The 22,301-nt window shown below is 35.2% G+C and carries 17 protein-coding genes and 1 tRNA gene; 8 read left to right on the top strand and 10 right to left on the bottom strand.

Going from position 1 to position 22,301, the window contains the following annotated elements; all coding sequences use genetic code 11:
- Nucleotides 1-3 precede the first annotated feature (3 nt).
- On the bottom strand, nt 4-1,761 hold the full coding sequence (aspS, locus tag DKK70_RS02130; protein WP_110432537.1) for an aspartate--tRNA ligase: 1,758 nt from the start codon (nt 1,759-1,761) through the stop codon (nt 4-6).
- Nucleotides 1,762-2,047: 286 nt separating this feature from the next.
- On the opposite strand from aspS, the gene DKK70_RS02125 reads away from it, so the two are divergent.
- From DKK70_RS02125 to dusC, 6 genes are all read left to right on the top strand, one after another.
- Nucleotides 2,048-2,593, top strand: coding sequence for a cysteine hydrolase family protein (locus DKK70_RS02125; protein WP_110432536.1), 546 nt, complete (start codon nt 2,048-2,050; stop codon nt 2,591-2,593).
- 68 nt (nt 2,594-2,661) lie between these two features.
- The gene (locus tag DKK70_RS02120; RefSeq protein WP_034883447.1) at nt 2,662-3,438 is read left to right on the top strand and encodes a DUF3100 domain-containing protein; all 777 of its coding nucleotides are present in this window, start codon (nt 2,662-2,664) and stop codon (nt 3,436-3,438) included.
- 10 nt (nt 3,439-3,448) lie between these two features.
- Entirely contained in the window at nt 3,449-3,898 is a 450-nt protein-coding gene (locus tag DKK70_RS02115) for a hypothetical protein (RefSeq protein WP_110432535.1), read from the top strand.
- 21 nt (nt 3,899-3,919) lie between these two features.
- Nucleotides 3,920-5,239 (top strand): amidohydrolase, encoded by a 1,320-nt coding sequence (locus DKK70_RS02110; protein ID WP_110432534.1) that lies wholly within the window; start codon nt 3,920-3,922, stop codon nt 5,237-5,239.
- Nucleotides 5,240-5,315: 76 nt separating this feature from the next.
- The gene (locus DKK70_RS02105) at nt 5,316-6,095 is read left to right on the top strand and encodes a molybdopterin-synthase adenylyltransferase MoeB (protein WP_110432533.1); all 780 of its coding nucleotides are present in this window, start codon (nt 5,316-5,318) and stop codon (nt 6,093-6,095) included.
- Nucleotides 6,086-7,045, top strand: coding sequence for a tRNA dihydrouridine(16) synthase DusC (gene dusC, locus DKK70_RS02100; protein ID WP_110432532.1), 960 nt, complete (start codon nt 6,086-6,088; stop codon nt 7,043-7,045). The genes DKK70_RS02105 and dusC overlap by 10 nt, the downstream gene beginning before the upstream one ends.
- An 11-nt stretch (nt 7,046-7,056) precedes the next feature.
- Here the strand turns inward: dusC and DKK70_RS02095 are convergent, their stop codons facing one another.
- The 6 genes from DKK70_RS02095 to DKK70_RS02070 form a co-directional block, all read right to left on the bottom strand.
- Complete coding sequence (locus tag DKK70_RS02095) at nt 7,057-7,983, bottom strand: hypothetical protein (RefSeq protein WP_110432531.1); 927 nt, start codon at nt 7,981-7,983, stop codon at nt 7,057-7,059.
- Nucleotides 7,984-8,009: 26 nt separating this feature from the next.
- Nucleotides 8,010-8,930, bottom strand: a complete 921-nt coding sequence (locus tag DKK70_RS02090; RefSeq protein WP_110432530.1) for a hypothetical protein — start codon at nt 8,928-8,930, stop codon at nt 8,010-8,012.
- 22 nt (nt 8,931-8,952) lie between these two features.
- Nucleotides 8,953-10,491 carry a murein biosynthesis integral membrane protein MurJ gene (gene murJ, locus DKK70_RS02085; RefSeq protein ID WP_110432529.1) on the bottom strand — a complete coding sequence of 513 codons (1,539 nt, stop codon included), beginning with the start codon at nt 10,489-10,491 and terminating at the stop codon, nt 8,953-8,955.
- Between the two features lie 138 nt (nt 10,492-10,629).
- Complete coding sequence (locus DKK70_RS02080; protein WP_110432528.1) at nt 10,630-11,985, bottom strand: citrate/2-methylcitrate synthase; 1,356 nt, start codon at nt 11,983-11,985, stop codon at nt 10,630-10,632.
- 17 nt (nt 11,986-12,002) lie between these two features.
- A complete protein-coding gene (icd, locus tag DKK70_RS02075; protein ID WP_110432527.1) occupies nt 12,003-13,265 on the bottom strand; it encodes an NADP-dependent isocitrate dehydrogenase in 1,263 nt (420 codons plus the stop codon).
- Between the two features lie 21 nt (nt 13,266-13,286).
- The gene (locus DKK70_RS02070) at nt 13,287-15,551 is read right to left on the bottom strand and encodes an aconitate hydratase (protein ID WP_110432526.1); all 2,265 of its coding nucleotides are present in this window, start codon (nt 15,549-15,551) and stop codon (nt 13,287-13,289) included.
- A 391-nt stretch (nt 15,552-15,942) separates the two neighbouring features.
- On the opposite strand from DKK70_RS02070, the gene DKK70_RS02065 reads away from it, so the two are divergent.
- Together DKK70_RS02065 and pepT are read left to right on the top strand one after the other, a co-directional pair.
- Nucleotides 15,943-17,502, top strand: coding sequence for an AbgT family transporter (locus DKK70_RS02065; protein ID WP_110432525.1), 1,560 nt, complete (start codon nt 15,943-15,945; stop codon nt 17,500-17,502).
- 21 nt (nt 17,503-17,523) lie between these two features.
- A complete protein-coding gene (gene pepT / locus DKK70_RS02060; RefSeq protein ID WP_110432524.1) occupies nt 17,524-18,753 on the top strand; it encodes a peptidase T in 1,230 nt (409 codons plus the stop codon).
- 122 nt (nt 18,754-18,875) lie between these two features.
- On the opposite strand, the gene DKK70_RS02055 is transcribed toward pepT, so the two are convergent.
- The 3 genes from DKK70_RS02055 to ybgF form a co-directional block, all read right to left on the bottom strand.
- A complete protein-coding gene (locus DKK70_RS02055) occupies nt 18,876-20,993 on the bottom strand; it encodes a TonB-dependent receptor (RefSeq protein WP_110432523.1) in 2,118 nt (705 codons plus the stop codon).
- A 333-nt stretch (nt 20,994-21,326) separates the two neighbouring features.
- A tRNA-Lys gene (locus DKK70_RS02050) sits at nt 21,327-21,402 on the bottom strand.
- A 136-nt stretch (nt 21,403-21,538) separates the two neighbouring features.
- Nucleotides 21,539-22,279, bottom strand: a complete 741-nt coding sequence (gene ybgF / locus DKK70_RS02045) for a tol-pal system protein YbgF (RefSeq protein WP_110432522.1) — start codon at nt 22,277-22,279, stop codon at nt 21,539-21,541.
- Nucleotides 22,280-22,301 lie beyond the last annotated feature (22 nt).

Raw genomic sequence — 22,301 nt, 5'->3', positions numbered from 1 at the left:
CCGTTAATTTTTAGTTACTTCAATGCCAAGTTCCTTTAAAGCGGTTGGATTTGCCGGACTTGGTGCATCGGTTAACAAGCATGTTGCAGCAGTTGTTTTCGGGAAGGCAATAACATCACGAATATTGTCCGTTCCTGTTAATAACATAGTTAATCTATCTAAGCCAAATGCTAAACCTGCATGTGGTGGCGTACCATATTTTAATGCATCAAGCAGGAAGCCAAATTTTTCACGCTGATCATGTTCATTTATGCCTAAAATTGAAAAGACAGCTTGCTGCATTTCGCTACGATGAATACGTACAGAGCCACCACCAACTTCATAACCATTGATTACCATATCATAAGCATTAGCGACTGCATTTTCAGGATTGCTCATCAATTGCTCTGGCGTGAAATCTTTTGGTGAGGTGAACGGATGGTGCATAGCACTTAAACCTTCATCGGTTTCTTCAAACATAGGGAAATCAACGACCCAAAGTACCGCCCATTTGTTTTCATCTGTGAGACCTAAATCCTTGCCAACTTTCAAACGTAATGCACCTAATGCATCACTAACCACTTTATAGCTATCAGCACCAAATAATAAAATATCACCATCTTTCGCATTAGCACGATTGAGTAATGCTTCCATTTGAGATTCATTAAAGAATTTAGCTATTGTACTTTGCACACCTTCAAGGCCTTTACTACGCTCATTAACTTTAATCCATGCCATACCTTTAGCGCCATAGACTGAAGTTAATTTCGTATAATCATCTAGTTGTTTACGAGTTAGTTGTGCACCGTTTGGCACGCAAAGCAAGGCTACTCGGCCTTTTGGATCATTTGCAGGTTCTGAAAGAACTTTAAAATCGATATCTTTAACTAGATCCGCTACATCAATAATTTCCAGAGGATTACGTAAATCAGGTTTATCACTACCAAAACGTCTCATTGCTTCTGCAAAAGTTAATATTGGGAACTTACCTAAATCGATATTTTTTACATGTAACCAAAGTTCGCGAATCATTTTCTCCATAATTTCACGCACTTGTTCAGCACTCATAAAAGAGGTCTCAACATCAATTTGAGTAAATTCAGGTTGGCGATCAGCACGAAGATCTTCATCACGAAAACATTTAACAATTTGATAATAACGATCAAAGCCAGACATCATCAGTAACTGTTTAAACAGTTGCGGAGATTGAGGAAGTGCATAAAACTCACCGTTATGAATTCGACTTGGAACAAGATAATCACGCGCACCTTCTGGCGTCGCTTTGGTTAACATTGGTGTTTCAATATCTAAAAAACCATGCTCATTCATAAATGAACGAACAAATGCGGTAATTTGTGCGCGAGTTTTAAAGATAGAGGTCATTTCTGGGCGGCGTAAATCTATATAACGGTATTTTAAACGCTGTTCTTCGCTATTGTTTTGGTTGAAATCCAATGGTAAAACATCACTACGATTAAAAATCACCAGTTCAGTTGCTAGTACTTCAACCTCACCGGTTGCCATATCTTTATTAATTTGGCCCTCAGGTCTAGCTCTCACTTTTCCTTTAATTTGAATACAAAATTCATTACGTAACTCGCCAGCTAATTGATATGCTTGTTGATAATCAGGATCAAAAAAAACTTGCACAATTCCTTCACGATCACGCATATCAATAAAAATCATTTTACCTAAATCTCGGCGTTTATTGACCCATCCACATAGTGTGACTTCTTGATTAATATAACTTGCGTTTAATTGTCCGCAATAAATTGTTCTCATTAAATATATCCTGTGTACAATTACCAAAAATGATAATTATTATAGAGCAATTTATCCGGGTATAAAGACTATGTTTTAAAATAATCACTATTTATTTTATTTATACTCGGTTTATGATAATAACTTTACTTTATAGGTTTATTTATAAATCATTTTAAATTCAATAAGATAATTAAGTGAAATATCTATTTTATAAATAAATTTTAAAAATGATTAATTTAATAACTTGTCATATCAGCTATTTATCAATAAGCTTTAACATTATTTCTTTACTATTTTATTGAATATGAAAGCTTTAATTTCAATTGATTATACCAATGATTTCATTGCTGATGATGGTGCATTAACAACTGGCTCTGTAGGTCAAAAAATTGAATCAGAAATCCTAAATATAACTCAATCATTTATTGAAAATAATCAGTTCATCGTTTTTGCTATTGATGCCCATAACCCTTCAGATAAATACCATCCGGAAAATTCGCTATTTCCCCCTCACAATATTGTTGGAAGTGTTGGCCAACAATTATTTGGTAATTTACATCATCTTTATCAGAAACATCAGAATTCAGATAATATTTATTGGATCAATAAACGCCACTATTCAGCATTTTGTGGTACGGATCTCGATCTACGCTTACGCGAAAGAGATATTACTCAAATCCATTTAATTGGTGTTTGTACGGATATTTGCATTTTACATACAGCCGTAGATGCCTATAACTTAGGTTATAAAATAGTTATTCATCAAAATGCAGTTGCAAGCTTTGATCCTATTGGTCATCAATGGGCTTTAAAACACTTTCAAAATACCTTAGGGGCAACTGTAGTATAAAAAGTATAGTATCAAAAGTGTAGTGTAAGAAATGTAGAGAAAAAAGATAAAAATAAGAAGGAGCAAGAATGGAAGTTTTAAAAGACTATAAATTGCATTTAATTGCCTTTTTGGTAGTAATTATTTGTGAGCTTATCGGCAAACAATTTATATGGATTATTGCCGTTTTTCCCATGTTATATGCAATGATTTTTGGTGGCATCATTAGCTTACCTAAACTAAAAATATTAACCAACAAAAATATGCAAAATGCAAGTCTAGTAATGATGGTTACATTGATTCTACTCGTTGCAAAACTTGGTTTAGCTGTAGGCCCCAAAATTGATATGATTTTAAAAGATGCCAAGCTAGCCTTAATTTTTCAAGAATTAGGCCATTTTGCCGGAACCATTTTACTTGGGCTTCCGTTAGCAATGTTATTAGGTATGAAACGAGAAGCTGTTGGCGCAACTTACTCTGTTGCCCGCGAACCTAATATTGCTATTGTTGCAGATAAATATGGACTTGATTCACCTGAAGGTCGTGGCGTTATGGCTATGTATATCTGCGGTACCCTTTATGGTGCAATTTGGATGAGTATCCTTGCTAGCTTAATAGCACAATTGAACATTCTTCACCCATATGCACTAGCAATGGGAGCTGGCGTGGGTAGTGGAAGCATGATGGCGGCCTCGCTTGCACCGATAAGTGCATTATATCCTGAATTATCAGAAAACATTAATGCTTATGCAACCACCGCGAATTTAATGTCCGGAATGCTTGGCATGTATATTTACACACTATTTTCTTTGCCTTTCGCTTCTTTTATGTATAACACTTTAGACCGTTTTCGACGCAAGAAATAAGGATGCCATAATGAAGATTTTCGAAACAATTTTTGTGTTTATTTTAGTCGCTATTATTATGGCTGCCGGTAACACCGTGGGATATCACATTGATTTTATTTCATCGCTTGAGGCATTAGCCGTATTAGTTATTATCTCTATTGTAGGATTCCTAATAAGTAAGTTACCCGGATTTAATAAATTGCCGGTGATTTTATGGGTATCAGTGATTGCCGCTATCGTGTCAGCACCGATATTCCCTTATCATAAAGAAGTTGTTGCTATTACTGATCAAGTGTCATTACTGGCAGTTTGTACGCCTATACTCGCTTATGCAGGATTAGCTATCGGTAAAGATCTTGCGTTATTTAAAAATATCTCTTGGCGCATTATTCCTGTATCTCTAGCTGTTTTTTCTGGTACATTTATTTTTGCTGCTATAATTGCGCAAGTCACACTACACTGGGAAGGCGTTATCTAAATTTAGATAAGGATTTTATTTATGACAAAAGAAGAACTAAAGAAAAAAGTTTGCGATGCAATTGCCAATCGAAAGGCAGATATTAAGTCAATAGCTGAAGCGATTTGGTCGGAACCTGAGCTTGGTTACAAAGAACATAAAACTGCTAAAAAAGTAGAAGATGCTTTTGAGAAATTAGGTGTACCTTTTAAAAATAAATTAGCTTTAACCGGTGTGAAAGGTCGTCTTAAAGGTGGTAAAGGTAGTAAATATAGTGTAGCGGTTATTGGTGAGCTTGATGCGATTATCTGTGCTGACCATCCTGCTGCTGATGAAACTTCTGGCGCTGCTCACTGCTGTGGACATAATGCGCAAATCGCCAACATGATGGCGGTCACCATGGGATTAATTGACTCTGGTGCCATGCAATTTTTAGCAGGCGATGTGGTGCCATTTGCTGTTCCAGCTGAAGAATATGTTGAAATTACTTATCGAAATCGATTAATAGAAGAAGGTAAGATTAAATATATTGGTGGTAAACCAGAGCTGATTGCACGCGGTGATTTTGATGATGTTGATATGGCATTACAAATTCATTTAACCAGTGTACCAAATGAACGCCAAGATGGTTTTATTGAAATTTCAACCACGAGTAATGGCTTTATTGGTAAATTAATTAAATATAAAGGTGAAGCTTCCCATGCAGCGGCGGCGCCTCATGCTGGTGTAAATGCGTTAAATGCCGCCATGATGGGAATGATGGGTGTGCACGCTATTCGTGAAACCTTTCAAGAAAAAGATTATATTCGTTTCCATCCAATTATTACTCAAGGCGGTGATTTAGTAAATGTGGTGCCAAGCGATGTCAGAATGGAAAGTTATGTGCGGGCGGGCAATGTTCCTGCCATGATTGATGCTAACGAAAGAATTAATCAAGCACTAAAAGCTGGCGCAATGGCAGTCGGTGCCACTTGTGAAATTAAAGATCTTCCTGGTTATCTACCGTTAAATAACAACCCAACACTTAATGATTTTCTTAAACAAAATGCTGAAAATTTAATTGGTGAAGAAAACGTTTCAATTGCACCACATATGACCGGCAGTACCGATACCGGGGATCTATCGCATATTATGCCGGTAAGTCATCCTTGGATTGGTTCGGTTAGAGGCGTATTACATGGCAAAGATTATACTGTATTTGATGAAGATATGGCTTATATCCGCCCTGCACAAATGATGGCATGTACCATTATTGATTTACTTTATGATGATGCGAAATCGGCAGAAACGCTAATGGCAAATTACCAACCACTTATGACAAAAGAAGAATATTTGACATTCCTATCTGGTTTTGACAAATAAAGTAAAAAACTAGGCACAATCTTGTGCCTAGTTTTTGTTATACTATACACTTCATTATCAACTGTTATTACTTCATATGTTAACGCTTACCGACCAAGAATTATTTCGTTATGACAGGCAAATCACTTTGCAGGGTTTCGATATCGACAAGCAGCAAGTTTTAAAAAATAGTACAGCCTTAATTATCGGGTTAGGCGGGTTAGGCTGTGCCGCTGCCGCCTATTTGGCAGCATCAGGCATCGGTAAACTGACATTGAATGATTTTGACACCATATCAGAGTCGAATTTAAATAGACAAATTTTATATACGCAACAATCAATAAAGCAATATAAGGTTGAAGTCGCAAAACAAGCATTGGGTAATATTAATGCCAATATGATTATTGAAGCTATTAACCAGAAACTGAGTGATAATGAGCTAATTTCGTTAATTAAACAAAATGATATCGTTATTGATTGCACCGATAATTTAACCAGCCGTGAACAAATTAATCGCTGTTGTTTTATCGAAAAGAAACCATTAGTTTCTGGAGCGGCAATCCGCATGGAAGGCTTACTCTCTGTATTCAATTATCAGGATAATCAACCATGCTATCAATGCTTAAGTCAATTATTTGGGCAAAACCAACTTACTTGTATTGAAGCCGGGGTAATGGCACCATTAGTTGGCATGTTCGGTTCAATGCAAGCTCTAGAGGCAATCAAAGTACTTACCCATTATGGCAAACCTTTAATTGGTCGAGTACTAATGGTTGATAGCATGACGATGGAATTTAACCAATTCACATTTGCTAAACAAGCTAATTGTATTGTTTGTGGAAATCAACAGACTAAACAGGAGCTAAAATGCAATTAAATCGCATTATTTTAGCTCCAATGGAAGGGGTTCTTGATTATCATGTCCGGCAAATATTAACTGAAATCAATCAATTTGATTATTGTGTCACTGAGTTTGTAAGAGTAACCCAGCATAAATTATCCAACCGTACTTTTTATCGACTATGTCCTGAACTGTATCATGACGGCAAAACCTTATCAGGCACGCCCGTCCGTATTCAGTTATTAGGACAATCGCCTGAATGGATGGCAGAAAATGCCATTAAAGCGCTTGAACTTGGTTCTTATGGCATAGATATCAATTTTGGTTGTCCAGCTAAAACCGTTGTTGGCAGCCATGGTGGTGCTTATCTATTACAATATCCTGATCAAATATTTAATATTGTGACTCAAGTTAGGACAGCAATTGGTACTATGCCAACTTTATCGGTTAAAATTCGATTAGGCTGGGATAATAAATCCCACTGTTACCAAATAGCCGAAGCAATTGAACAAGCTGGAGCTAATGAAATTGTTATTCACGGCCGTACTAAAGCAGATGGATATAAAGCCGAGAAAATTGATTGGCCAACCATTGGTAAAATTAAACAAAAATTAACCATTCCGGTTATTGCTAACGGTGAAATATTTTCTATTGCAGATGCTCAAAATTGCTTAACGCAAAGCCAAACAAATGACATTATGCTTGGTCGAGGAATACTTAATATTCCTAATTTAGCCAATACAATTCGCTTTAATCATTCACCATTAAATTGGCAAGAAGTAATGCAATTACTGCTGCGCTACGCAATGACACCTATCGAAGATGTTAAACCACTTTATCATTCGGCTAGAATAAAACAGTGGTTGGCTTATTTAAGGCAAAATTACCCTCAAGCATCAATAATATTACCGGAAATCAGACAACTAAAAACACAAAATGAAATCTGTAATTTTTTGAAAACCAAATTAGATAATAAATCTAACTAATTTTGACTCTTTCAAAATGCCGCCTTACCAAAATAATATTTAGTTGTTTTATTAAGAGTTAGACAAATCAATGAAATAAGCAATATCACTAAAAGTAATTTATTAATACTTTCAAAAACAGATGCAAATGAATCAATATAGTATTTTGATGGGTTATTATCAATGATAGTAAAGGCAATAAGAACAAAGAAGAAAATTAAACCACTTGATATTGATACACATTTAAAAAGTTTTACATATTGAATTTTATCAAAGAAAACATGAAAAGATTGTTTGCTAAACACCAGACCAAACAATATCGCAACCAGATAAATAGCCGTTAAATAATTATAAATGGAATCATTAAATACATTGAAAAATGCTCGATTTAAAAAGATAAAACATTTAATCAATATAAAGCAACTAAAAATAGAAAAAAGAACAAAGTGAATTTTTGGGGAGTTTTTTTTAGTTAAAATAAATTCATTTTGGCTTCTAATAAAATAACCTTTACAAAAAACAATCAAATAATATAAAAGTAAAACATCAAGTAAATAACGGATAACAGCAAATGCTATATTATAAAATATTAGAAATAGCGCTGATTCTGTTTTTAAATGAACGTCTGTATTCATTGTAATGAAATGGGCAATAATACAATAAATTGACATTATAATAATCAACAAAGTCATATTAACTTTATTAACAACATAAACATGGACAGAATGAAAGAATAGAGTTAAAAGGCAAAAAACTAATAAGGCATCGGTAAAATAGTGTTCAAAAAAAAACTGGAATAATAAATAAGAAAAAGATCCATTAAAAATTATATACCAACTAAAATTACCTAGAAAAAATTCATCTGCGTGCAAATTTAAAAAAAAGAGGTTAAATAGTATGCTTAACATAAAATAGATTAAACAACCTATCAACGGTAGTTTAAAAAAACTTTTTTCCATATGTATATTACACTCCATTCCATTGATTATTTTTTATTATCAAATTTTAAAAAATAATATTTAGTCACTTTATTGAAAATTAGATAAGTTAATAAAAGAGAAAATACAACTAAAAAAAACAGTTTAATATAATCTAAGATTAACGAGGTATAATCAAAATAAAAACTGCTAGACTTTCCTCTAAGAAGTAAACAAGTTAAAACAATAAGTAACAACAAGACACTGGATACGAATACACTTTTAAATAACCTTGCGTATTGAATTTCATCAAAAGAAATCATGAAATTTTTTTTACTAACACGCATACAAAATAGTATAAAAAGGATAAAAGTAAATTTTAAATCACGATTAACAGATCCTTGGCCAAAAACCATAATTAAATTTTCAATTATTCTAAATCCACTATACAAAATTGGACAAATAAATGCTAAAAAAAGTATCACATGAATTAAACTACTATTTTCGGAGGTTAAACAAAAAGCTTGCCGATTTTTAAAAAAATATTTTTTCGATAATTCAACTAAATAATATAAAAGTAAAGAATAAAAAATATAATGAAGGAAAATGAATGCAGAATCACATAATACACGCAGTGATGAAGAAGATAACTCATCAATATAAGTATCAATAGAACGCCATATACAAAAAGTGATGCCTGAATACGCTAATATTAATAGCAATAATAAAAGGACATTATGTATGTTAACAAGATAAATATTATTAAAATGAAGAAATAATGTTAATAAACCAAAAAGCCATAACGCTTCAAAAAAATGAGATATAAAAAGCGAACCTAAGCTAGTGGAGTCAAGATTTGCCCAAAATAATTCTTGAGAGAAACCTATATCTGGTAGACAAGAGCGATACAATATAATCAATAAAAAACTCAGAAACAAATAAATTGTACTACCTATCATCGACAATTTAAAAAAAGACGTTTTCTCCATCTTACTTCCTTGTTATCTATATTTATTCAATTCGTTTAATAAAATGTTTTATTTTAAAACCCATTAAAGCCAGTGATCCGAAATAGATGCCAATACCAATTATAACCAATAAGAATAGACGACCAATTCTGGCTAACATTGCCCCTGTAGACCAATCAGGTAATAACTCTGCCCCAAACCACAATACTACCGACATCAATAAAACTGCAGTAATGACCTTGATTAAAAATCGATACCAACCTGGCTGTGGTTGATAAAGTTTCTTTTTACGAAGTTGCCAAAATAACAGCCCGGCATTAAAACATGCTGCCAGCCCAATTGATAATGAAAGACCTGCATGTTGTAAAGGTCCAATAAAAGCCAGATTCATCAATTGTGTTAAAATAAGGGTTATTAATGCAATTTTCACCGGTGTTTTAATATCTTGTCGGGAATAAAATGCTGGAGCTAATACCTTAATTAAAATAAGTCCGAGTAAACCAATTGAGTAAGCGACTAAAGCACGTTGAGTCATCAAAGTATCATTTAAAGTAAATTGTCCATACTCAAAAAGAGTTGATATTAATGGCTTTGAAATAACACCCAATGCTACGGTACTTGGCAAAGCTAATAAAAAACAGAGACGAAGCCCCCAATCTAATAGCTCTGAATATTGTTTTTGGTCACCTTTGGCAAAACTTTTGGCTAACGATGGTAATAAAATAGTACCCAATGCAACACCTAATACCCCGGCTGGGAATTCCATTAGTCTATCGGCATAATACATCCATGAAACAGAACCTGAAATTAGGAATGAAGCAAAAATCGTATTTATAATCAGTGATATTTGTCCAACTGACACCCCTAAAATAGCCGGCCCCATCTGTTTTAACACTCGCCAAACACCACTATCTTTAAAACTTATCCGAGGCAAAACTAACATGCCAATCTTTTTCAAATAAGGTAATTGATAAAGTAGCTGTATAACACCGCCCACAACGACTGAAACCGCTAACGCAAGTACAGGCGGATTAAAATAAGGGGTTAAAAATAAAGTAAAAGCAATCATGCTAATATTTAGAAATGTTGGCACAAATGCTGGTACTGAAAAACGATTCCAGGTATTAAGAATGGCTCCCACTAATGAGGCAAGTGAGATAAAAAAGATATAAGGAAACGTAATTCGCAACATGACCGTTGCAAGTTCAAATTTATCGCTTGATTCTTGCATAAAACCTGGGGCAGTTATCATTATGATAAATGGCGCTGTCAAAACACCAATTAACGTAACAATAGCTAATACCAACGTTAATAAACCTGCAATATAGGCCACAAAAGTACGTGATGCCTCAATGCCCTGCTGATTTTTATATTCAGCCAGAATGGGGACAAAAGCTTGAGAGAATGCACCTTCAGCAAAAATACGACGAAGTAGATTAGGCAACTTAAAGGCAACAAAAAAGGCATCCGTTGCCATTCCCGCCCCAAAAAAGCGGGCAATAATAGCATCACGTACAAATCCTAAAACACGTGAAACCATTGTCATCGAGCTAACTGTAGCTAAAGATTTTAAAAGATTCATATACGATCTATGTACCTATTACATAGCCAAAAACGATTAATTCCACATAGTCTACAAACTATTGTTCTAAATCACCACGATTTTTTAATAAACAGTTGTTTTAATATAACCGTCAGAATGATACTGACGGCAAATAAGCTAACGATCTTTTAAAGGGATAAAAGGCTTAAGTTCGCCAATATTTTTATAAGCAGGACGGATAATTCGACGATCATCAAAATTAAGTTCTTCAATACGATGAGCACACCAACCTACAATTCGCGACATAGCAAATAATGGTGTATATACTTCTTTAGGTAAGCCGATCATGTCATAAACAAAACCAGAATAAAAATCGACATTAGCACAGACTTGTTTTTTCGTTCTGGCATTTTTACGATTCACTACCGCATGAATAGCTCGTTGCTCAAGTAAATTTAAGAAGTTATATTCTTCCTCACGTCCTTTTTCTTGAGCAAGTTGATGAGCCATCTCTTTTAATAACATGGCTCTCGGGTCCGATACAGTGTAAACAGCATGACCAATACCATAAATTAACCCTTTTTTATCGAACACTTCCTTATTTAAAATACGTTGTAAATAGGCATCAATCTCATCGGCATCAGTCCAATTTTTAATCTCTTGAGCAAGATGTTTGAGCATTTTCCCTACTTGCAAATTTGCCCCACCATGTAATGGACCTTTCAATGATCCTATTCCTGCGGCAATCGATGAGTAAGTATCAGTACCCGTTGAGCTGGTTACTCGAACAGTAAAAGTTGAGTTATTCCCACCACCATGTTCGGCATGAATTATCATGGCTAAATCAAGCACTCTTACATCAAGTTCTGTATATCGTCCTGATCCTTTCATCATATAGAGAAAATTTTCCGCAATCGAAAAATCTTCGTGTGGGTGACGGATATGTAAGGATTTACCTTTTGCACTATGACTTAACATATTGTAAGCATAAGCGATGATTGCCGGAAATTTAGCAATCAAATCAATAGATTGACGCATTAAATTATCGCGTGAGGTATCGTCAGGCTCAGGATCATAAGTGTACATTTCAAGAACAGTTCTAGCCAAAATGTTCATTACATCATGACCTTCAAGTTCCATAATAGCAATCTTAGTTTGCTTTTCTAATGCCATGGATTCACAAAGTAAACGTGAAAAATCCCGCAATTCTTCTTTATCAGGTAAATAACCAGATAATAAGAGGTAAATGGTTTCTTCAAAACCTGTTCGTCGCTCTTGTTGGGCATTATGTACAAGCTCTTCAATATCAATGCCACGATATAATAATTTACCTGCAATTGGTTTTAGTGAGCCATCATCTAAGCGTTCATAACCTAATACATCACCAATTTTGGTTAACCCAACTAACACACCGGTATGATCAGCATTACGTAATCCACGTTTTACATTAAACTGTTCGAATAACTGGGATTCAATTTTACTGGTATTTTTAATGGTTTCCGATAATTTATAAACTAAGAACTTTTCTTTCATTAACCATCTCCTTTGAGTTATAAATTATCGATAACGGCTTGAGTAAATTGGGTTGTTGATAATGATTGCCCATTTTGCATAAAGCGCGCTAAATCTGCAGTTGCTTTGCCTGATTGAAATAAGCTTTCCATGGCATTAGTAATTAGTTGCCCAACTTCATGCCATCCTAAATATTCAAACATCATTACGCCAGATAATAATAGAGATGATGGATTGGCCTGATTTTGGCCAGCAATATCAGGAGCGGTACCATGAGTCGCTTCGAATATAGCATGTCCGGTTAAATAATTAATATTGGCGCCAGGGGCAATTCCAATACCCCCAACCATTGCAGCCAGTTGATCAGAAACATAATCACCATTAAGGTTTAATGTCGCAACAACCGAATAATCCTCGGGTTTTAACAAGGTATTTTGTAAAAATGCATCACAAATCACATCTTTTATAATTAATTTACCGGCTGATTTCGCGACTTGTAATGCTTGTTCAGCTGCAGCCTTACCTTCGGCTTTTTGAATTTTGGCATATTGATTCATGGTGAACACTACGTCAGTAAATTCTCTTTCCGCAAGTTCATAACCCCATTGCTTAAATCCACCTTCTGTGAATTTCATAATATTACCTTTATGAACTAATGTAACCGATGGTAATTTATGTTGTAATGCATAGTTAATTGCTGCTCGGATTAAACGTTCAGATCCCTCAATAGAGACAGGTTTAACCCCGAAAGCTGAAGTATTAGGAAAACGGACTTTGGTCACTTTCATCTGGTCAGCTAAAAAATGATAAAACTTTTCAGCTTCAGCTGTACCTTGTTGCCATTCAATCCCGGCATAAATGTCTTCAGTATTTTCACGAAAAATAGTCATACTGACTTTTTCTGGGTGCTTTAACGGTGATTCAACACCTTTAAACCAACGCACCGGGCGCAAACAGACATAAAGATCTAACTCTTGACGCAAAGCAACATTGAGTGAGCGGATCCCACCGCCAACTGGTGTCATTAATGGTCCTTTGATACCGATAAGATAATGTTTGAAGGCATCCATGGTCTCTTGCGGTAACCATGATCCATTTGCATTAAACGACTTTTCACCAGCAAGTACCTCTTTCCATTGAACACTACGTTTGCCTTGGTAAGCCTTTTCAACTGCTTTATCAAAAATGGTTTGAGCAGCATGCCAAATCTCTTTACCAACGCCATCGCCTTCAATAAAAGGAATCGTTGGATGATTTGGAACGACTAATTGTCCATTTTCAATTGAAACTTGCTGATTCATATTGTCTCTTCCTCTTATTTCTTATTTAAATTCTTCTTTTAACTTATTCAATGCGCTACCCGCTTTGAACCATTCAATTTGTGCTTGATTATAAGTATGCGCTACTGCAAAAGAATCTTGACTACCATCACGATGATGAAGGGTTAATGTCAAATTTTTACCCGGTGCAAAATCGCAGAGTCCAGTAATACTAATTTGATCGTCTTCCCGGATCTTGTCATAGTCATCTTTGTTAACAAAGGTTAATGCAAGCATGCCTTGTTTTTTCAGATTAGTTTCATGAATACGCGCAAACGATTTAACCACAATTGCTTTAACATTTAAAAAGCGTGGCTCCATTGCGGCATGTTCCCTTGACGAACCTTCACCGTAATTCTCTTCAGCAACGACTATTGAGCCGACTCCTTGTGCTTTTAATTTACGAGCCAACGCAGGGACTTCAACATAATCGCCAGTTTGTGCATCCAACACACTGTTGGTTTTCTGGTTAAAAGCATTAACCGCACCAATTAACATATTATTGGAAATATTATCTAAATGACCACGAAATTTTAACCATTTACCGGCCATTGAAATATGGTCAGTGGTGCATTTACCAGTTGCTTTAATCAATAATGGCTGCGAAATAATATCTTTACCATCCCAAGGTGAGAAAGGTAACAACTGTTGTAATCGTTCTGAATTAGGTGCAATACGAACTTCAACTAAACTACCATCAGCCATCGGCTCAATATAACCGGCATCATCGACAGCAAATCCTTGTCTTGGCAACTCATCGCCGATGGGTTCAGGGAGTTTCACTTTTTCACCTTTATCATTGATGAGATTATCGGTTAATGGATTAAAACTTAATTTACCAGCAATTGATAGCGCTACTACAATTTCTGGCGAACAAACAAATGCATAAGTGTTTGGACTACCATCATTACGTTTAGCGAAATTACGATTGAACGAAGTAACAATCGAATTTTTGTGTTCATCGGCAACATCATCTCGACGCCATTGTCCAATACAAGGTCCACATGCATTAGCCATAATAGCTGCACCAGCTTGTTCAAAACGACTTAAAATACCATCTCGTTTTGAAGTATATTTAACTTGCTCTGAGCCAGGATTGATAATTAATTTGGCATTTACTTTCAAACCTAACTTATTGGCATTATCAATTACTGAAGCTGCACGCATCATATCTTCGTAAGAAGAGTTAGTGCATGATCCAATAAGTCCAACTTCCATATTATCAGGATAATCATGTTCCTTAACAGCAGAGGCAAGCTGGGAAATAGGATAAGCTAAGTCAGGAGTAAATGGACCATTAACATAAGGTTCTAACGTCGATAAGTTAATCTCGATAACTTGGTCATAATAATTTTCAGGTTGTTCTAATACCGCTTTATCAGGATTGAAACAATCACTTAACGTATTGGCTAAATCAACCACTTCTCGACGACCTGTCATACTCAGATAATCAGCAGATTTTTTGCTATAAGGGAAGATTGAAGTCGTTGCTCCCACTTCTGCCCCCATATTACAAATTGTTGCTTTACCAGTGGCGGATAATGACTCAGTACCTTCGCCAAAATATTCAATAATGGAATTAGTACCACCTTTAACCGTTAAGATACCTGCTAATTTTAAAATGACATCTTTTGGTGATGCCCAACCCGATAATTTGCCAATCAATTTTACGCCAATAATTTTTGGCATTTTCAGTTCCCATGGCATACCAGCCATTACATCAACGGCATCAGCACCACCAACACCAATTGCAATCATGGATAAACCACCGGCATTAGGGGTATGTGAATCGGTACCAATCATCATGCCACCAGGAAAGGCATAATTTTCCAGCACTACTTGATGAATGATACCAGCATCAGGCTTCCAAAATCCGATGCCATATTTGTTCGAAACATCGCGTAAGAATTGATAAACTTCGTGGTTGTTACTTTCAGCTACAATCAGATCGTCATGGGCATTTTTATAAGCTTGGATAAGGTGATCACAATGAACAGTTGAAGGCACCGCGACTCGTTTACGGCCAGAGTTCATTAACTGCAATAGTGCCATCTGTGCGGTTGCATCTTGCATCGCGACACGATCGGGGGAGAAATTTACATAATCTTCCCCTCGTTTATAAGCTTTAAGTTCCTCTCCTTCTGCCAGATGGGCATAAAGGATTTTTTCCGTCAAGGTTAATGGTTTTCCAATTTTCTGGCGGATAAGATCAATTTTTTGTGGATAATGTTGATAAATATTTTTTATTAAATCTATATCGAAAACCATAATTAAGCTCCCATTGCTTACATTATAATATCCTTTAGAGCCTTACTCACAATCGGGATAATTGAATATTTATTCTTCTTTTATGATTAAATATTCAAACAATATAACACTATTTTTGTTTTATGCAATCTTGTAGTAATACTTGTTGTTAACTTTGATTAAAAACAACAAATTTAGATACCATTATTAAGAAACTCTATACTAGCGAAATATTAAATATTATGCACATTAAAGAAAATTCAAAATTAGCAAATCCCATAAGTAAAAATAATGTAAAAAAGTTGCGGAGTGGTGTTCTTTAAAGCATTAAAGTATCGCCAACACGTTGTTTACTTAAATTATTAATCTATGTTAAATTGGTTTCCCGAATAATATTTACACTTATTTTTTCATGAATCAAACAAAAAATCCGTCACCAGTAAAAAACGGTGGCTTTTTAAATACAATAGAACGAATTGGAAACAAAATCCCTGATGTTACTACGCTATTCTTTTATGCTCTTATCATTTGTCTGGTTGCTTCATTATTACTTTCTTTTGTCAGTTTTAATTATATTAATCCGGTCACGCAAGAACAGTTGGCTGTGGTGAACATGTTAGCGCCAAACCAATTAGTGACTTTTTTTACTAAACTGGTGCCAAACTTTGTAACCTTCCCACCACTTGGTATTACCATTGTTGCTACATTAGGAATTGGCATTGCTGAGAGCAGTGGCTACATTCATGTCCTGCTAAAAAAATTATTGGCAATTACCCCGAAAAAATTAGTCACTCCATCAGTGATTTTTGTCAGCATGGTTTGTCATATTGCGTCAGATTCTGCTTATGTGATTTTAATGCCAGTATCAGCAATGATGTTTTATGCTACCGGCCGTCATCCATTAGCGGGGATAGCTGCGGCATTTGCGGGGCTCGCGGGAGGCTTTAGTTCAAGTTATACGCCATCAATCATTGATCCAATAATGCAAGGTTTTACCCAAAGTGCAGCGCAAATTATCGATCCAACCTATCAAGTCAATGTACTTTGTAACTACTTTTTAAGTTTTGGCGGCACGTTTTTTGTATTGATAGCCTGCTGGTTTGTTACCGACAAAATTGTTGAACCGCGATTAAATGCAACTATGCCTTTAAACAATGATATTCAATTAGATAATATTGCCGATTCTCCCGAGATTTCGCCTATTGAAAATAAAGCATTTAAAGTTGCCTCAGCGGTATTTTTAATTATTGCTCTTGGTTTAGTATTGTTATTACTACCAGAAGATTCACTATTGCGTGCACCTGATGGTAGTATGACTAGCAATAAAGCGCCAATAATGCAGATTATTGTGCCATTGTTATTTGTGTTTTTTGCAATACCTGGATTAATTCATGGCTTTATCACAGGCGCATTTAAATCGTCGCGAGATATCGTCAAATCAATGGAAAATATCACTAAATCACTTATTCCATTTATTGTTTTTGCTTTCTTTTGTGCACAATTTTTATATGTGTTTTCAAATTCACAAATTGGCACCTTAATTGCGATTGGCGGTGCTGAGTTTTTGAAAGCTTTACATTTGCCATCGGTAGTGACTATTTTTGGTGTAATCATTCTAACCAGTCTGCTCAATGTGTTAATTACTTCTGCATCGTCTAAATGGGCTATTTTAGCGCCAATTTTTGTCCCGATGCTGATGTCAGTAGGAATCTCGCCAGAATTAACCCAAGCGGCTTATCGAATCAGCTCAGCTGTGAATGTCAGCACGCCTATGTTTGCTTTCTATCCTTTGATTATTGCCTATTGTCAGCAATATTGTAAAAACACCGGCGTAGGTACCTTAAGTTCGATGATGATCCCATATACGGCGGCACTCTTAATTGCTTTGACAATAAATTTATTACTATTTTGGTTCTTGGGCCTACCTATCGGTTTTGATAGTGGTTATGTCTATCCACCAGTAAATAGTTAATCGCAGATAAGGATTTAAATAATGAATATTACCGAACAATTAGTTGACCGATTTTTACGTTATGTAAGTATTCCTAGCCAGAGCAAAGCTGGCTCGGCAATTGTCCCCTCTACCCCAGGACAAACTGAGTTAGCTAAACAACTCAAACAAGAGTTAATTGCATTGAATATGCAAGATGTTTATCTTGATGAACATAGCATTGTGACGGCGAAATTAGCCGGTAACACACCGCATGCACCAAAAATCGGTTTTGTTGCACACCTTGATACCGTTGATGTTGCGCTATCTGATAAGATTAATCCACAACGTGTAACTTTTACGGGGGAAGATATCTTATTAAACAGCGAAAAAGATATTTGGTTTAAGGTAGCTGAGCATCCAGAATTGAAAAAATATCTGAATGAAGAGTTAATTGTAACTGATGGTACTAGTGTTCTTGGTGCAGATAACAAAGCAGCAATTGCCGTTGTCATGACCATGTTAGATCAATTGCAACAACAAAATTGTCCACATGGTGATATCTATGTCGCTTTTGTGCCAGATGAAGAAGTTGGTTTAAATGGCGCCAAAAAACTTGATTTACAACGTTTTAAACCTGATTTTGCTTATACTATCGACTGTTGTGAATTGGGTGAAGTCGTTTATGAGACATTCAATGCCGGAGCGGTTACCATTGAGATTGAAGGGGTATCAGCTCATCCTATGTCAGCAAAAAATGTCTTAATCAATCCTATCCGCATCGCAAATGATATTATTAACTGTTTTGATAGCAGTGAAACACCTGAACATACTGAAGGTAAAGAAGGATATTTCTGGTTTAATGATATTATTGGTAACCAGAGTACGACTACATTAAAAATGAGTATTCGTGACTTTGATCTAACTCACTACGAAGCTCGTAAGACTTACATTCAAGAGGTGATTAGTTTTATCAGCCGTAAATATCCTAGAGCAAAAATTGCATGTCAAATTACTGATACCTATAGCAATATAGCTAACTATTTAGGTGATGACCGTCGTTGTATTGATTTGATTTATCAATCATTTGAATTATTAGGAATTAAACCCAATACTATCGCCATGCGTGGCGGAACAGATGGTTCAGCATTATCAGCAAGGGGCCTAACCACACCAAATTATTTTACTGGCGCCCATAACTTCCATTCTTGCTTTGAGTTTTTACCATTATCATCATTCTTAAAATCTTTTGAAGTCACCATGAAAATTATTGAATTAGCGACTAAAGTTTAAGAGGAATAAAAAAAGAGGGAATAATATTCCCTCTTTACTATCGCTAGGTGTCATTTTAATTTGCTGCTTAATCTATAAATAAGAAAACTTACCAGCACTTCCCCCGAAAGTAGTGATCAAGTTTATAATTTATAACTTGCAGTTAACAAGAAAGCTCTAGGAGTACCAGGCATACTACTAGAACGCCAATACTCTTTACCAAGTAAATTGGTTAATGCTAAGGTTACATCAACCGATCGCGTTTGATACCCAATTGCAGCATTCCACGTCCCATAACCAGGGCGTTTAACAAGATTTTTATCGTCATTGTACATCGATCCCTTATAATTAAATTCGACTTCCGTGAACCAATTTTCATGTGGTAGATAACGTACCCCTAAATTGCCACTGTGTTTGGCGGTATTCGATAAATATTTACCTTCGTTCGCCGGTGTTTTTTTATCTTTATGAACTTTAGCTTGTTGATAACCAATACCACTATTGATATACCAATTTTTACTTAGTTGTCCAATGACGCTTAGTTCAACTCCTTGGCTACGATCACTTCCCCTCACTTGCCAATTATAAGGATCATTAACAGAGTCTGGTTGATAGCGAACGTTATAGAGCTCAAGATCATAGAGTGCGATTTGTGAAGAGAGTTTATCATTAAACCAATCACTCTTAACCCCAATTTCATACTGGCGTGAATATTGCGGTTTGTCATCATAAACAGTCTTAGAATCAGTCGCAATGGTTATCAGGCCTCGACCACCATAAGGTGCAAAGTTTTTACTATATGATGCATAAAAGCTTTGGGATGCTATCGGTTGCCAAATCAATCCGACACGAGGACTTAAAGTGTGACCATCATATGAACGACTTTGATGGTTCAATTTATTATTTGACGCAAACTCATAATTGTCATAACGTAATCCAGCAAGTAATTTCCATTGTTGAGTTAAACTGATTAGGTCTTGCCAATACAATCCTTTAGAGGTAGCTTTATGATTCGTCTTAGTACTCAATTTATTATAGTGAGGTTTTTTTGAGCTCCAATGAGGGTGGTACGGGTCAATAGCTTCCGGATATAGGCTAGTTAAAGCTAATCGTGGTTCACGTTTTTCAATATTATATTCAACGCCGACTAATATATCATGAGCAATATTTGCGGTATTAAATTTGCCAGCTAAATCAACTGTATTGCTTAAGGTTTTATTCGATGTTTCTTGCCAGGCACGACGGAATTTCAACTTACCTTTATAGTTACAAAGATTACCATTACTTAATTTACCATCCAAATTACAATAATTACCGGCATAGAGATGGTCGAAATTTTGGTTAGCTTTACGGTACATATTGGTTAATTTAATAGACCAGTCATGATTAAATTCATATCCCATTACCGAACGTAATGAGTTAAAGTTATCTTTCACATAATCATCGGGGTGAGCATAAGCTGTTTTTATTGACACACCTTTTGGTAAATCATAATAAGCTGGCGCTCTATCAGGCTTACGCCATAATTTATCATTGGTATATTGTACTAACCAATTAAATCCTTCTAAATTATCATACAATACACTTGGTGATACCATCGTATCGCGTTGTTTAATACCTTTACGAAAACTTTTTTCAGATTGATGGTCAACTGTCATTCGTACAGCAAACTTATCATTTAAAACATGGTTAATATCTATCATTCCACCATATTTATCCCAAGAGCCACCGCGCAAACTAAACGTCGATGGTGAATCAAAATTTGCCTGTTTACTGATCATATTGATGATTCCACCACCTGAACCTCGTCCATAGAGTACTGAAGCCGGTCCTTTTAATACTTCAATTCGCTCTATATTAGCGGTACTTTGTCTGACTTGGCCGCTTGCGCGCACACCGTCGCGGTAAATATCACCTGAACTTGCCGAAAAACCTCGAATTTTTATACCTTCATCGCGCATATCGTAAGTAGTATCGACTCCCGGTAATTTATTGACGATAACGCTTAAGTCGTTTTGTCCATAAATTTTCTGTTGCTCAAGGTTCACCGAATTAATGGTTTGTGGAATATCTTTAATATCGAAAGATGTTTTAGTTGCAGTTGATGATTTTTTTATCCGCTGATCATTATTATCCTTAATAGTTGCGACAACTTTCATAGTTTCAATATCATTATTATCATTAACTCTATCTTGGGCGTAAGCTATAAAAGCTGATGAGCCTAATATACAAGGTAAGACTAATTGATTAACTAATTTCATTATTTTTCCTATTATTTGTGTTATCTGATTAATTTTAAAATAACGACGAATAATGATAATGATTATTATTTGCGATTACAACAGTTTTCTATTCTAGTAGCTTTTTAATATAAGTATTAAATTATATCTTATTGAAAGTTTGGATTTTATTTGTTATACAATAGAATTAGAGAAAAGATATGAGGATATTTTGCTAAATTTATTTTTTAAAGATTAATCTGCTAATAAATAACAGTTGGTTTTATTGTAGTTTTTCAATTAGCTAATCAATCGACAAGTTTATTTCGACTTATTTTGTTGTATTTTTGAGTGAATGCTTAGTGTGAGAGAAAGTGGTGGGTCGTGAGCGATTCGAACGCTCGACAAACGGATTAAAAGTCCGCTGCTCTACCGACTGAGCTAACAACCCATTTTGATATGATTACTTTCGGCTTTAAAACTTAATGCTTCAAGCAATTTCGGGTTGCTATAATACTCATAATTATAAGGCAGTGCAACCCTTTTATTGCTTTTTTTATCTAATAGCTGTTTATTTATACACTTTATTATAATGATGCTATTTTTTTGTTTGCTAGCTCAACTGTCTTTTTATCTTTCGGATATTTATTTACAACTTGTTGAAAAACTGTTTTAGCATTTTTTTTATCACCTTTATCCAGTAATATTAACCCTACTTTGTAAAGGCTATCTGCTGCTTTTGGCGAAGATGGAAAATTTTTAACAACGGTTGCATAATAAGATGATGCTTCGTCTTTATTGCCTTTTTTATAACAAAGTTGACCTAGCCAATAGTTAACATTTGCACGGTAATTGGTTTTTGGATAGGCTTTTAGATAATTTTTAAAGGCAGCAATTACGTCATCAGTCTGTTTATCATCATTAATATATTGCAAAACAAAATTATAATCCGCCTTATCGTCACCTGATGTTGACCAATTAGATAAGTTTGAAGAGGATGAAGATGGTGCAGCGTCAGTGTTTGATGTAGAATCTGAACTCTCTTCTTGAGTTGCTGCACTTGGCGTTACTGAGAATCCAGCCCCATTATTCAGTTGTTGAAAAATCATTTTTTGGCGTTCAATAGTTTGATTAAGTTGATACTTAGTCTCTTCTAATTGGCCACGAAGTATATCTAAATCTGATTGTAGATCGCTAATTTTTTGTTGATTCTGGATTATCATCTGTCCTTGCGCTTGTATTGTTCTATCAACATCAGAACCGCCCGCAACACATCCGTATCCAGCGAATAAAAGAAATAAGGACAATGTGAGTATTTTTTTATACATATAATATAAACTCTACGTGAAC

Origin of the sequence: Gilliamella apicola, assembly GCF_003202655.1 — a bacterium.
In the GTDB taxonomy this organism is placed as follows: domain Bacteria; phylum Pseudomonadota; class Gammaproteobacteria; order Enterobacterales; family Orbaceae; genus Gilliamella; species Gilliamella apicola_R.
Note: the sequence above shows the minus strand (reverse complement) of the source record. Positions and strands in the feature narration are given on the sequence as shown.